General features: G+C 34.3%; 15 protein-coding genes. 8 read left to right on the top strand and 7 right to left on the bottom strand.

The genetic code is table 11. The annotated features are described in order from the left end of the window. Window positions 1–69 precede the first annotated feature (69 nt). The 4 genes from ABY285_RS00500 to ABY285_RS00485 all read left to right on the top strand — a co-directional run bounded on the left by ABY285_RS00500 (window position 70) and on the right by ABY285_RS00485 (window position 4,306). Window positions 70–801: an energy transducer TonB gene (locus ABY285_RS00500; protein ID WP_372765886.1), complete on the top strand. Its 732-nt coding sequence runs from the start codon at window positions 70–72 to the stop codon at window positions 799–801. A 111-nt stretch (window positions 802–912) separates the two neighbouring features. Beyond that, complete coding sequence (deoC, locus tag ABY285_RS00495) at window positions 913–1,656, top strand: deoxyribose-phosphate aldolase (RefSeq protein WP_372765884.1); 744 nt, start codon at window positions 913–915, stop codon at window positions 1,654–1,656. A gap of 1 nt (window position 1,657) precedes the next feature. Further along, a complete protein-coding gene (locus tag ABY285_RS00490; protein WP_372765972.1) occupies window positions 1,658–2,236 on the top strand; it encodes a DapH/DapD/GlmU-related protein in 579 nt (192 codons plus the stop codon). 6 nt (window positions 2,237–2,242) lie between these two features. Then, complete coding sequence (locus tag ABY285_RS00485) at window positions 2,243–4,306, top strand: gliding motility protein RemB (protein ID WP_372765882.1); 2,064 nt, start codon at window positions 2,243–2,245, stop codon at window positions 4,304–4,306. Window positions 4,307–4,391: 85 nt separating this feature from the next. Here the strand turns inward: ABY285_RS00485 and ABY285_RS00480 are convergent, their stop codons facing one another. Continuing rightward, a complete protein-coding gene (locus ABY285_RS00480; RefSeq protein WP_372765880.1) occupies window positions 4,392–5,663 on the bottom strand; it encodes an acetyl-CoA hydrolase/transferase family protein in 1,272 nt (423 codons plus the stop codon). A 165-nt stretch (window positions 5,664–5,828) separates the two neighbouring features. On the opposite strand from ABY285_RS00480, the gene map reads away from it, so the two are divergent. From map to ABY285_RS00465, 3 genes are read left to right on the top strand one after another with little or no spacing between them, the layout of a single operon-like run. Next, a complete protein-coding gene (map, locus tag ABY285_RS00475; RefSeq protein WP_372765878.1) occupies window positions 5,829–6,632 on the top strand; it encodes a type I methionyl aminopeptidase in 804 nt (267 codons plus the stop codon). 11 nt (window positions 6,633–6,643) lie between these two features. Further along, on the top strand, window positions 6,644–6,961 hold the full coding sequence (locus tag ABY285_RS00470) for a cupin domain-containing protein (protein WP_372765876.1): 318 nt from the start codon (window positions 6,644–6,646) through the stop codon (window positions 6,959–6,961). After that, a complete protein-coding gene (locus tag ABY285_RS00465; RefSeq protein WP_372765874.1) occupies window positions 6,962–7,726 on the top strand; it encodes a class I SAM-dependent methyltransferase in 765 nt (254 codons plus the stop codon). It abuts the gene before it with no gap. A gap of 1 nt (window position 7,727) precedes the next feature. Here ABY285_RS00465 and ABY285_RS00460 read toward each other — a convergent pair whose 3' ends face one another. Continuing rightward, window positions 7,728–8,714 (bottom strand): FAD:protein FMN transferase, encoded by a 987-nt coding sequence (locus ABY285_RS00460; protein ID WP_372765872.1) that lies wholly within the window; start codon window positions 8,712–8,714, stop codon window positions 7,728–7,730. Window positions 8,715–8,861: 147 nt separating this feature from the next. Here ABY285_RS00460 and ABY285_RS00455 point away from each other — a divergent pair, with 147 nt between their 5' ends. Beyond that, a complete protein-coding gene (locus ABY285_RS00455; protein ID WP_372765870.1) occupies window positions 8,862–9,701 on the top strand; it encodes a flagellar motor protein MotB in 840 nt (279 codons plus the stop codon). Window positions 9,702–9,772: 71 nt separating this feature from the next. Here the strand turns inward: ABY285_RS00455 and ABY285_RS00450 are convergent, their stop codons facing one another. The 5 genes from ABY285_RS00450 to ABY285_RS00430 all read right to left on the bottom strand — a co-directional run bounded on the left by ABY285_RS00450 (window position 9,773) and on the right by ABY285_RS00430 (window position 13,717). Further along, window positions 9,773–10,150 (bottom strand): Na(+)-translocating NADH-quinone reductase subunit F, encoded by a 378-nt coding sequence (locus ABY285_RS00450; protein WP_372765868.1) that lies wholly within the window; start codon window positions 10,148–10,150, stop codon window positions 9,773–9,775. Between the two features lie 75 nt (window positions 10,151–10,225). After that, a complete protein-coding gene (gene nqrF, locus ABY285_RS00445; protein ID WP_372765970.1) occupies window positions 10,226–11,536 on the bottom strand; it encodes an NADH:ubiquinone reductase (Na(+)-transporting) subunit F in 1,311 nt (436 codons plus the stop codon). Between the two features lie 2 nt (window positions 11,537–11,538). Then, entirely contained in the window at window positions 11,539–12,273 is a 735-nt protein-coding gene (gene nqrE / locus ABY285_RS00440; RefSeq protein ID WP_372765866.1) for an NADH:ubiquinone reductase (Na(+)-transporting) subunit E, read from the bottom strand. A gap of 49 nt (window positions 12,274–12,322) precedes the next feature. Beyond that, window positions 12,323–12,967: an NADH:ubiquinone reductase (Na(+)-transporting) subunit D gene (locus tag ABY285_RS00435; RefSeq protein WP_372765864.1), complete on the bottom strand. Its 645-nt coding sequence runs from the start codon at window positions 12,965–12,967 to the stop codon at window positions 12,323–12,325. Between the two features lie 3 nt (window positions 12,968–12,970). Further along, complete coding sequence (locus tag ABY285_RS00430; protein WP_372765862.1) at window positions 12,971–13,717, bottom strand: Na(+)-translocating NADH-quinone reductase subunit C; 747 nt, start codon at window positions 13,715–13,717, stop codon at window positions 12,971–12,973. Between the last annotated feature and the right edge of the window lie 4 nt (window positions 13,718–13,721).

Below are 13,721 nucleotides of genomic sequence, written 5' to 3'. Positions count from 1 at the left end.
CATTATAAATTATACTGTTAAAACAACAGTTTTAAATAATTGTTCTAGTCTCACTATAACAACGTTCCCATGCAAGTCAAAAAATATCCAAATGCATCACTTGAAAATTACAGTAAAATGTTAATTCAATTGGGTTTAGTATTGTCGCTATTCCTAGTCTATGAGTTTTTAACCATGAAATCGTACCCAAGAGAAGTTAAAGAAATGAGAGGTCCTTTATTAAATGTTGAAAATATTGAAAACTTGATTGAAGTTAAACAGATAGAGGTAGAAGCACCACCAGAAACAAAAGTGGCACTTCCTGAAAAAATATTAAAGGTGGAGGATGATGTTGACATCAAAGAAACCGTTATAGAATCTACCGAAAGCAATGAATTTGATGCCGTAACTATAACTATGAATAAACAAATTATTGAAGTTGTAGAAGAAGAGGAAGTGGTTGAAGATGTTGCATTTGTAGTGATTGAAGATGTCCCTATTTTTCCTGGGTGTGCAGGGAATAATGCTGAACTGAGAGCCTGTTTTTCTGATCAAATTGCGAAATTTGTTGCGAAAAAATTTAATATAGGACTGGCCTCTGAATTAGGTTTAACGCATGGAAGTATTCAAAAAATATTTGTAATATTTAAAATTGACAAAAACGGCAATATTACCGATATAAACGCAAGGGCTCCTCATAAAAAATTACAGGACGAAGCCATTAGGGTTATTAATTTACTTCCAAAAATGACTCCTGGAAGGCAGCGTGGAAGACCCGTTGGCGTAAAATATGGACTGCCAATTGTATTTAAGGTAGAATAAATTTAGTGTTGGTTCTAAAATCCCGCAATTGCGGGATTTTTTGTAAGTAATGATTAACATAAGGGCTGAGTTATTAAGTAAATTAGTATTTTCGTAAAATAAAATAAAAAAATGAACATCAATCAATATTTAGATTCAACGTATTTAAAAACAGCGCAACAAGCAGGTATTTCTGAAAGTGAAACTGAAAATAAAGTAAAAGAACTTGTGACTGAGGCCATCGAAAATAATTTTAAGCTTGCCATGATTCGTCCAAAATTTGTTGCGATGGCTCATAAAATGGTGAAAGAAGCAAAATCAGAAACTTTAATTGGTACTGTGATCGGATTTCATGAAGGAACTTTTGAAACCGCCCAAAAATTGACAGAAGCGCAACAAGTGATTGATGATGGCGCAGATGAATTGGATTATGTGGTAAATTATCAGGCGTTTAAAGAAGGAAAAATAAATTTGATTAAATCTGAAGTTTTTAAGGGAACAAAATTGGGTCTGGATAACCATAAAGTTGTTAAGTGGATTATTGAAATTGCTGCGTTAACAAATGATGAAATTGTGGGTTTGTCACAATTGATTCGTGATGTGGTACTTGATAATTTTGGTATGGAAAATGCGCAAAACGTATTTGTGAAATCATCTACAGGTTTTTTTAAAACTGAAGAAGGCAAACCAAACGGGGCAACTTTTGAAGCGATGGAACTTATTGTTGAAAATTCAAAACCTTTGCAGGCAAAAGCTGCCGGAGGTGTAAGAAATTATGAAGATGCGGTAAAAATGGTAAAAATGGGTGTTACACGCATTGGGACGTCAGCGGCAAAAACAATTGCAGATGGAGGGAAAAACAATGAAGAATATTAAAATGGGAAATTATTTCGCACATGAAACAGCCGTCATTGATGAAGGTTGTGAAATTGGAGAAGGAACTAAAATTTGGCATTTCAGTCATATTATGCCCAATTCAAAAATTGGTGAAAATTGCAATATTGGTCAGAATGTTGTTGTTTCACCAAATGTAGTTTTAGGGAATAATGTAAAAGTCCAAAACAATGTTTCCATTTATTCAGGCGTTATTTGCGAGGATGATGTTTTTTTGGGGCCGAGTATGGTATTTACGAATGTCATAAATCCGAGAAGCGCTATAGTACGAAAAGATGAATATCAGGAAACCTTGGTAAAAAAAGGCGCGAGCATTGGTGCAAATGCCACCATTATTTGTGGCAATGAAATTGGTGAACACGCTTTAATTGGTGCCGGTGCGGTTGTTACAAAACCCGTATTGCCTTTCGCCTTGGTTGTTGGAAACCCTTCAAAACAAATTGGCTGGATCAGTGAATATGGACATCGGTTAAATTTTGATAAAATTGGATTCGCAACTTGTGTTGAAAGTGGCGAGATGTACCAATTACTAAACAATAAAGTTATAAAAATCTCGAAATAATTTACAATGAACAAGATATTTTTAAGTTTTCTACTGCTTTTTTCATCCATTTCAGTATTTTCTCAAATAGAAAAGTACCCGGTTTTTAAAGAATGTGATGATGTTGACATTTCTGAATTGGCGACTTGCTTCAGAAATCATATTAAAACTGCAGTGATATCGGAATTTAAAGTTCCTGAAAACTTAAAAAGGGATAATTTTAAAGCAACCACCAATATTATTTTTTTAGTGGATGCTTCGGGAAATTTTAAAGTCATCTATGTGAATTCCCCTTACAAGGAATTGAAAGAAGAAATTGAACGCGTTTTTGATACGCTGCCAAAAATAACGCCTGCAAAATATAACAATCATGCTATTGAAATGCAGTTTGTACTTCCTTTAAAAATTCCTTTGCAAGATAATGAAGAAGAGGTAATTACCAAAAAAGAAGTTGTTGCAGAATTTGCAATACCTCATGAAGAATTAACTTTTGATGAGCCCAAAACCACTTTATTTCCCGAACACAAAAGTGAACTGAATATTCCTTTCACACACGCAACTTACAACGCATACGATGCCTATTTAAATAATGCCAGCAATTCCCACACCGCGGTAAAACCTTATTTATATAATGAAGTACGTGAATATGTTGATTTGGATGCCTTGAAAAACAAATTAATCACACCAAAATCAACTTGGTTCGGCAGGAAATTGTTCAATGAACATATGGCATATGTTCAAGGGAAAGACTTTTGGTTTACCGTAGACCCTTTAGTTGATTTACAACTAGGAAAAGACAGTGAAGGCCTAAAAACGTATAACAATACACGCGCCATTCAGGTAAATGGAGGAATTGGCAAGAATTTTAGTTTTTCGACAAGTTTTTATGAAAGTCAGGGCCGATTTGCATCTTACGTAAATGATTATGCACAATCCATAAAACCTGCCGGAGGAAATCCTGCCATTATTCCGGGACGTGGCATTGCGAAACCATTTCAGGAAGATGCTTACGACTATCCTGTAGCAGAAGCCTATATTTCCTATGCGCCAAGCAAACATTTTAATTTTCAGTTTGGAAGAGGCAAAAATTTTATTGGTGATGGTTATCGTTCCTTATTTTTATCTGATGTAGCTTCACCTTATCCTTATTTTAAAATTTCAACCAATTTTTGGAAAATAAAATACACCAATTTTTTTATGTGGATGCAGGATGTAAGACCGGAATTGACAGTTGATGGCGCTTACAAGCAAAAATATATGGCCATGCATTATTTGGACTGGAATGTTACGAAAAAATTTAATATTGGATTGTTTGAAAGCGTTATTTGGGATGATGCGAACAACAGAGGTTTCGACATCAATTATATAAATCCGCTTATTTTTTATTCTGCTGTGGAGTTTGCGACAGGTTCAAGAGCGGGTAATACAACGCTCGGATTAAGCTTAAAATATAAGATGAAAGTGATTACCTTATATTCCCAATTGCTGTTGGACGATTTTAGAGTTGGTGAAATGACAAGTAGCAACGGATGGTGGGCTAATAAATTCGGATTTCAGTTTGGCGCAAAATATTACAATGCTTTTCATATTGAAAATTTATTTTTACAAGCCGAATTTAATGCGGTACGTCCATATACTTATTCCCACGATGAATTAAATCTTAATTTCGGACATAACAACGAACCGTTGGCGCATTTATGGGGTGCCAATTTTAGGGAAGCCATCGGAATTTTGAATTACACTAAAAATCGCTGGTTTGCAAACACAAAAATAGTAATCGGAAAAAAAGGATTTGATTTCGCTGATGTAACAGATACTAAAAGTTACGGCGGGGATGTTTATGCAGACAATGATAACAGAGTTTCGGATTACGGAAATAAAATAGGTCAGGGAAATACTGCCAATGTTTTTATAGGAGATTTTCAATTGGGTTATTTGGTTAATCCAGCTACCAATTTAAAATTATTTGGCGGTTTAATTTATCGAAAGTTTGATCCGATAGCGCCGGCTAATGGTTTTCTAAAATCAAATTCAACTTGGATATCCTTCGGTTTAAAAACCGATGTTTTCAATTGGTATTTCGATTTTTAGCGTGATTTAAAATCTCATTTCAACTAAAATAAAAGTCGGAATTTCAACTGTTGAAATTCCGACTTTTTCATCTTTGGGTTATTTTTTATATTCTTGTTGCTTCAAAATATTCTCTGTCAATTGCCTCTCTATGCGAAGGATGCGCTATTTTAACCAGTTCACTTATTCTTTGTTTAATTGTTTTTCCATATAAATTGGCAACACCATATTCGGTAACAATATATTCAACATGAGCTCTTGTGGTTACAACTCCTGCGCCTTTATTTAAAAAAGGCACAATTCTGCTGATTCCTTTTTCAGTGACTGAAGGTATGGCAATAATGGCTTTTCCACCTTCACTTAAACCGGCACCTCTAATAAAATCCATTTGTCCGCCAACGCCCGAATACAATCTTGTTCCAATAGAATCCGCACAAACCTGTCCGGTTAAATCAACTTGAATAGCTGAATTTATAGAGATCATTTTGGGGTTTTGTCTGATAACAGAAACATCATTCACATAATCACAAGACCGCAATTCAACAAACGGATTGTCATCTACATAATCATACAAGCGTTTTGACCCCATTAAAAATGTAGCTAAAGCCCTACCGGCATTTACACCTTTATAATTCCCGTTAATCACATCTTTTAAAATTAAATCAATGACTCCGTCAGAAAACATTTCGGTGTGCAACCCTAAATCTTTATGATTGCCTAACTGGTGCAAAACAGCATTTGGAATGTTTCCAATGCCCATTTGCAATGTACTTCTGTCTTCAATTAATTCAGCAATAAAACCACCAATTTTATTTTCTATAGGTGTTGGTTCTGCCATAGAATGTTCATGAATGGGCATATTCACTTCAACAAAAGTATCCAGTTCAGAAATATGAATAATACCTTCACCGTGAACCCTAGGCATTTGCTCGTTTATTTGCGCAATTACGTGCTTTGCATTGTCTATGACCGCCAAAATGGCTTCTACGGAAACGCCAAGAGAACAATAGCCGTGCTTATCGGGCGTAGAAACCTGAATAAGGGCAACATCAACAGGAAGAATATTTCGTTTAAATAAATTGGGCACTTCACTTAAAAATACCGGTGTATATGAACCGTTTCCGGCTTTAAGCGTATGACGCACGTTTTTACCAATAAACAGCGAATTAACATGAAAACTGTCTCTGTACTTTGGATCGGAATAAGGAGCATCTCCTTCGGTGTGTAAATGGCAAACTTCTACGCCCCTGAGTTCTTCGTGACGCGCAGACATGGCGTTTATCAATTCTTGGGGTGCTGCTGCTGCTGCCTGAATATATATTCGGTCGTGCGATTTAATAATTTTCACAGCCTCTGCTGCACTAACTGCTTTATACATAGATATCAATCAAATAATTATTTTTCAAATGTACAACTGATTTTGGGCAAAAAAACTGTTTTAAATCATTTTTTGGGCTATTTTTTAACGAAGGGTATTTTCAGAAAAAGCAAGCCTAAAAAATATTTTTTTGAAGTACCTTTGCAACATAAATTTTATGATAGAATGATTAAACTTAAAACGAGAGCTGAAATTGAATTGATGCGCGAAAGTGCCCTAATTGTTTCAAAAACTTTAGGGGTTATTGCGAAAGAAGTAAAACCAGGTGTTACTACGTTGTATTTAGATAAATTGGCAGAAGAATTTATTAGAGATCAAGGTGCTATACCGGGCTTTTTGGGATTGTATGATTTTCCAAATACCTTGTGTATGAGCCCGAACGCTCAAATTGTTCACGGCATTCCAAACAACAAACCTTTGCAGGAAGGCGATATTATTTCGATCGATTGCGGTGCTTTAAAAAACGGATTTTATGGAGATCATGCCTATACTTTTGAAGTTGGGGAAGTTGATGAGGAAATCAAAAAATTGTTGAAAGTCACCAAAGAAAGCCTATATGTGGGAATCCGAGAGTTTAGAGCAGGCAATAGGGTTGGAGATGTTGGTTATGCCATTCAGCGTTATTGTGAAAAACAGGGCTTTGGAATTGTTCGTGAATTGGTTGGGCACGGTTTGGGAAAGGAAATGCATGAAGATCCTGAGATGCCAAATTATGGGTTCAGAGGAAGAGGAAAAAAATTTACTGAAGGAATGGTGGTTGCCATTGAGCCTATGGTAAATTTAGGGACGCATCAAATTAATCAACTGAATGATGGCTGGACTATTTTAACAAAAGACGGCAAACCAAGTGCGCATTTTGAGCATGATGTTGCCATTGTAAACGGAAAACCCGAATTACTTTCGACATTTAGCTATATTTATGAAGCCTTGGGAATAGTAAGTGATGAAGAAAAGGAATTCAGACAGTAAACCATAAAAAAATGATTCAGAATATTTCCAACATTGAACAGAAAGAAATTCAAAAAGGTTTTAAAGGCCGATTTTTTCACACCAATAGTTTTACAATTGCTTTTTGGGAGATTGAAGAAGGTGCCATTTTACCTGAACATTCACATATCCATGAACAATCGACTCAAGTGATTGAAGGAAAATTGGAAATGGTTATTGGCAATATTTCAACAATTTTGGCACCCGGAATGATTGCCAATATTCCTTCAAATGTTATTCATAGTGGAAAGGCGTTAACAAATTGTAAAGTAACAGATGTATTTTCCCCAACCAGAGAAGATTTTAAATAAGTGGAAGGATTATTCAAATTAATACTCAACAAAATACCTCGCCCAATACTCATTAAAGTTAGTTATTGGGTTAGTCCGTTATTGTCAAGATATTTGCGGGGCTCTCGCTATACTGACCCGATTGACGGCAAAGGTTTTAGAAGTTTCTTGCCTTATGGCTATGGAAAGCAGCGAAAAAACGCTTTAGCGCCAGGCACACTTTCCTTGGAGAGACATAGATTGCTTTGGTTGTATTTAAAAAATGAAACCGATTTTTTTACGGCTTCTAAAAAAGTATTGCATATTGCTCCTGAACAATGTTTTTTAAAACGGTTTAAAAACCTTAAAAATTTAGATTATTTAACAGCCGATTTATATTCCCCAATTGCTGATATAAAAGCAGATATATGCGATTTGCCTTTTGAAGAAAATTCTTTTGATGTTGTTTTTTGCAATCATGTATTAGAGCATATTGAAGATGATAAAAAGGCAATGAGTGAATTATTCAGGGTTTTAAAACCTGGCGGATTGGGCATTTTTCAAATTCCGCAAGATTTGGAACGAGAAAAAACCTACGAAGATTTTTCAATCACTAATCCTGAAGAGCGCACCAAACATTTTGGACAATATGATCACGTTCGTGTTTATGGAAAAGATTATTTTGATCGCTTACGGGCTGTTGGGTTTAATGTTGACGAAGTGAATTATTCAGAAAAAATTTCTTCAGAACTCGTAGAGAAATATTGTTTAACAAAAGGTGAAATTTTACCCGTTTGCTTTAAATAAGTTAATTCTCAAAATTGTCGGTTTTGTAAGTTTGCATTTCTCCTTTTTCGTTAATAAAAATCAGAAACGCTTTTAATTCAGGATGGTTTTTTAAAAAATCTTTCGATTTATAAAACCCCATTTCCAGAAAAGCAGTGGCATAGCCATCAACATCTGCACAATCCGATTTTGAAATTACTGATGCACTCAGCAAATTGCTTTCTTTGGCGTACCCTGTTTTTGGATTTATAGTGTGCACATATTTAGTTCCGTCTTCTTTAATCTTGAATTTTCTGTAATTTCCTGAAGTAGCAATGGATTCATCTCTAAGTTCAATAACGGTTGCAAAAGAACGACTTCCGTCGGTATTTGGATTTTCAATGGCTATTTTCCAAAGTGTTCCTTTTTCATTTTGGCCTCTTGCCCTAATTTCACCGCCAATTTCAACCATATAATTTGCAACACCGTTTTTTTCAAACATTCGACTAACCATATCAACCAAATAGCCTTTGGCAATCGCATTGAAATCCAGATAAATTTCGGGGTATAATTTTTTTATTTTACCGTTTTCGAGCTGAACTTTTTCATAACCAACATATTTTAAAAGTGCTGTAACTTTTAGGGAATCCAGATTTTCAATTGGTTTTTCAGGGCCAAATCCCCAAGCATTCACTAATATACCAATGGTTGGATCAAAAGCACCTTCAGTTTCTTTAAAAATTTTTTCTGATTTTGTAAAAACCTCCTTTAAATTGGCATCAACCAAAACAGTGGTGTCTCCTTTATTTATTTTTGAAAGATCCGAAGTTGGAATATAAGTGGAAGCAGATTTGTTAATTACGGCAATTAAACTGTCGATTTTGGTTTCATAATTGTTGCCTCCAGCATCAAGATAACGAACTGTGAAGGTGGTTCCTATGGCGTTTCCTGTTATTATTTTTAGGTCGCTTTCATGATTCCCACAAGAAAGAAATATCAATAAAAATAGGGTAAGCAGACAATTTTTCATAACTTCAGTTGTTATTAGATTATTAACGAAAGTGAATGGTAAATATAAAGTTTTATTTTTTCTTAAAAATATCACAAATTAACTATAATTTAAGAAACGGTACTTAGTTTTATTTACTTTTGTTTCACACTAAAAACAATATAAATTATGAAGAAAATTGGAATTTTGATGCTTGTAGCATCCATTTTTTTAACTTCTTGTGTTTCGCAAAAGAAATACACTGATTTGGAAAACAACTACAACAAAACAAGTTCAGAATTGGTTGACACCAAAGCTGATTTGATGAAATGCAGAATTGAAAGTGAAAGCAGAATTTCTGCTTTAAATCAGCAAGTAGCGGATTTGAGAAAGGACAAAGAAAAAACATTGGAATATGTTGAAAATTTAACTGTTTTATCTAAATCAGCTTCAGATAACATTAAAGAAACTTTAACCCAAATGGGAAAAAAAGATGAATATATCCAATATATTCAGAAAGCGATTACCAAAAGAGACTCTTTGAATTTGGCATTAGGATTTAAATTGAAAAGTGTTCTTAAAGATGGTTTTACTGATGAAGACATTCAAATTGATGTAGAAAAAACTGTGGTATATATTTCAATTGCCGACAGATTGTTATTTAAAAGTGGAAGCCATGTGATTTCTAATGATGCAAAAAGAGTCTTGAAAAAAGTTGCTGATGTTATTGCTGCCCAACCTGATTTAGAGGTTATGGTTGAAGGATATACCGACAACATGCCAATCAGCACTTCAGATATGAAAGACAACTGGGATTTGAGTGTTAAACGTTCAACTTCTGTTATTAGAGTTTTACAAAATGATTTTAATATTAAACCAAGTCGTTTAATTGCTGCAGGTAGAAGTGAATATATGCCATTAGAATCTAACGCCACTGTTGATGGAAGAGCCAGAAACAGAAGAACTCGTATTGTTTTAATGCCTAAATTAGATCAATTCTTTAAATTATTGGAAAATAAAGTTGAGTAATTGATTATATAAACTTTTACTAAAAACACGCCGATGGCGTGTTTTTTTTGTTTAATTTTTAATGGAGAAGTTTAGTTTAATTCCACATCCAATAGTTGTAAACCTTCATATTGCATCAAGTACGCTGAATTTAAATGAGGCGTTTCCTCTTTATTGGTTGCGTTCCCCAATCCTACATTTGCAAACAGCACTTTCGCCTTATTTTTTTGCGCGTGGAGTTTTATGGTTTCCATCCAAATAACGTCATAGGGGATGTGGTATTGAGAAATGGCAACTACTTTTATAACCACAAAATAACGGACGCTATTTTTATCAATGCACACAAACTGTGGGTTCATTTTTAATTGGCTGTTAATGGCTATAAATTCGTATCCTTTTGCTTCTAAATCTTTTCCAACGATATTCATTCCCAAATTATGTAATTCCTGAGTTGTAAGTGGTCTGCTCATTTTTAAAACGGGTAACATAAAAAAATCCGACACAAAGGTATCGGATTTAGTTTTCTTATTTTTTGATTTCTTGGATTAACCTCCAAAGTCGTCAAATCTAATATTTTCATCAGCCAAACCGAAATCCTGACCCATTTTTTGAACTGCCTGATTCATTAATGGCGGTCCGCAAAAATACAATTCAATATCTTCAGGCGACTCATGTTTAGATAAGTATTCATTGATAACCGCATTGTGCACGAAACCTGTAAAACCGTCTCCTTCAAGATCGTTTATGTCTTTTTTAGTCACCCAATTGTCTACTGGCATTGGTTCAGAAAGTACCAGATAAAATTTAAAGTTAGGGAACTCTTTTTCTAGTTCACGAAAGTGATTTGTGTAGAATAATTCACGTTTGGATCTACCTCCATACCAATAAGTTACTTTTCTTCCTGTTCTAAGTGTTTTGAAAAGGTGATATAAATGGGAACGCATTGGGGCCATACCGGCACCACCGCCCACATATAACATTTCAGAATCAGATTCATTGATAAAGAACTCACCATAAGGTCCTGAAATCACTACTTTATCACCTGCTTTACGAGAGAAAATATAAGATGATGCAATACCTGGGTTTACAGTCATCCATCCATTTTTAGCCCTGTCAAAAGGGGGTGTGGCTATACGCACATTCAACATAATTTCTTTTCCTTCTGCAGGGTAAGAAGCCATGGAATAGGCGCGAATAACAGTTTCTTTATTTACCATTTTTAAAGGCCATAGGGCAAATTTGTCCCATTCCTCTTTAAACTTATCCGGTGTTTCATGTTCTTCCGGATGCGCTGTAATGTCCATGTCTGAAAAATTGACTTCGCAAGGAGGAATTTCAATTTGAATATATCCGCCGGCTTTATAGCCCATATCTTCCGGGATTTCAACAACAAATTCTTTTATAAATGATGCAACGTTATAATTACGGACAACCGTTCCTTCCCATTTTTTAATCCCAAATACTTCTTCAGGAATTGAAATATCCATATCCTGTTTAACTTTTACTTGACAAGCTAAACGGATTCCGTCCTTTAATTCTTTTCGGGTAAAATGTGGTGTTTCAGTTGGTAAAGCTTCACCTCCCCCAGAATGAACGTGACATTCACATTGAACACAAGTTCCACCACCTCCACAAGCTGATGGTAAAAAAATTTTAGCGTTTCCTAAAGTTGATAATAATGAACTTCCTGAAGCTACTTCAATTTCTTTTTCGCCGTTAATTCTAATTTTTACGGGGCCTGAAGGCGATAACTTTTGTTTTACAAACAATAATAATGCAACCAATAATAGTGTTATAACTAAAAAAGCTATTACTGTTGCTAAAATTGTATTTACTGTATTTACTGCTAATATGATCATTATTCTATAATTTCTTTTTCGTTCTTAGCTATGTCAATAGCTTCTTTTGTAACCTCTACCTTATTTATACTAGGTGCAACAACCGCTGTTTGTTCTGTAGTTTGTTCCACTTCATCACCTCCAGTTAACATTCCTCCAAAACTCATAAATCCAATGGCCATTAAACCAGTAATAATAAAGGTAATTCCCAAACCTCTTAATGGTCCTGGTACATTTGAGTATCTAATTTTTTCACGAATTGCTGCAATAGCTAAAATTGCTAGAAACCAACCAATACCTGAACTTATACCGTAATTAAAAGCCAATCCTAAGGTTTCAATTTCACGAGATTGCATAAATAATGAACCTCCCAAAATGGCACAGTTTACAGCAATTAAAGGCAAAAAGATTCCCAAAGAATTGTACAATGCAGGAGAAAATTTCTCAACAATGATTTCAACCAGTTGTACCATTGTTGCTATTGTTGCAATAAACATGATAAATGATAAGAAACTTAAGTCGTACTCAGCATACTCTTCACCTAACCAACTTAAAGCACCTTCTTGTAATAAATATTGATCCAATAACCAGTTTAACGGCACAGTTATAGCCATTACAAAAATTACAGCAGCACCTAAACCAACAGCTGTTGCTACTTTTTTAGAAACGGCTAAGTACGAACACATTCCTAAGAATGTTGCAAATACCATATTGTCTATGAATATTGCTTTAAAAAATAATTCTAAATGTTCCATATATTTTAGTATTTAGTTCCTGTTTTATTAATACAGAAAACTAATTATATTAATTTTCTATTAATGCAGTGTTTCTTGAACGTTGAACCCAAATGATCACTCCTAATGTAATTAAAGCCATTGGTGCCAATAACATAAATCCGTTATTTTCATAACCATAAGCATAAACACCTGTTTTTTCAATTGGATCACCTAAAACTTTAATTCCAAGTAAAGTTCCAGAACCTAATAATTCTCTAAAGAAACCTACAATTACTAATATCACCCCATAACCTAACGAGTTTCCAATTCCATCTAAAAAAGATCTCCAAGGACCGTTTGCTAATGCGAACGCCTCAAAACGCCCCATAATTATACAGTTTGTAATAATTAACCCAACGAATACCGATAATGTTTTACTTAATTCATACGCAAAAGCTTTCAAAATTAAATCAACTATAATTACCAATGTTGCAACAACAATTAACTGAACAATAATTCTGATTTTTGAGGGTATAATATTTCTCATTAATGAAATTAACACATTTCCCATTGCAAGAACAAATAATACAGCAATTGACATTACAATTGAAGCTTTTAAATCGGCCGTAATTGCTAAAGCAGAACAAATACCTAATACCTGAATAGTAATTGGGTTATTATCTGCTAATGGGTCGGTAATTAATTTTGCGTCTTTTTTTGATAAAAGTCCCATAAATTATTGTTTTAATGTTTTTAAATATGGCAAATACAACTGCAAATCTTTTTTAAGCATTGCTGAAATTCCATCACCAGTAATTGTAGCTCCTGCAATAGCATCAACTTCAAAATCTAGCTTGTCTTTGTTTTTTGGATCAGAATTTCCTTTAGAAGCTGTAATTCCTTTAAATGTTTCACCATCTAAAAAATGCTCGCCTTTAAAATCATCCATAAAAAAACGTTCCTTAATGTTTGATCCTAAACCAGGAGTTTCACCGGCGTGGTCAAAAAACACACCTTGTACAACCAATTGATTATCTATTGCAACATAACCCCAAATAGCATCCCACAAACCTTTCCCACGAACAGGAATAATGTAAAATGTAGCATTGTCCTTTTCTCCAACAAATAAAGGAAGTCTTCTTTTGTATGTAGGGTTTTTTGCCGCTGCTGCTTCTTTTTTAATATCTATTAAATATGCTTTTGAATCTTCAACAGCTTCTGTTCCTATTACAACATATTGTTTGGTTATATATTTTGAAAATTCTTGTCCAACAACACTTTTTGAAACAAATTCAACACTAGTTTCATCATTTTCATTTACACCCATGGCATATAAAATATTTTGTTGCTTTTCAATACGCTTATTTTCTGTAATTTGCTCTTTAAAATAAGAAGCTACAAAAGCAAGTAACGTTCCAACAACAATTACCATTGCTGTTGCGAAAAGCACTGTATACGAGTTTTTATCTGTATTTATTGCCATTTTG

It is taken from the genome of Lutibacter sp. (genome assembly GCF_041555395.1).
Taxonomy (GTDB): domain Bacteria; phylum Bacteroidota; class Bacteroidia; order Flavobacteriales; family Flavobacteriaceae; genus Lutibacter.
The sequence above is the reverse complement of the archived record's forward strand: the minus strand, read 5'-3'. Positions and strand labels throughout refer to the sequence as shown.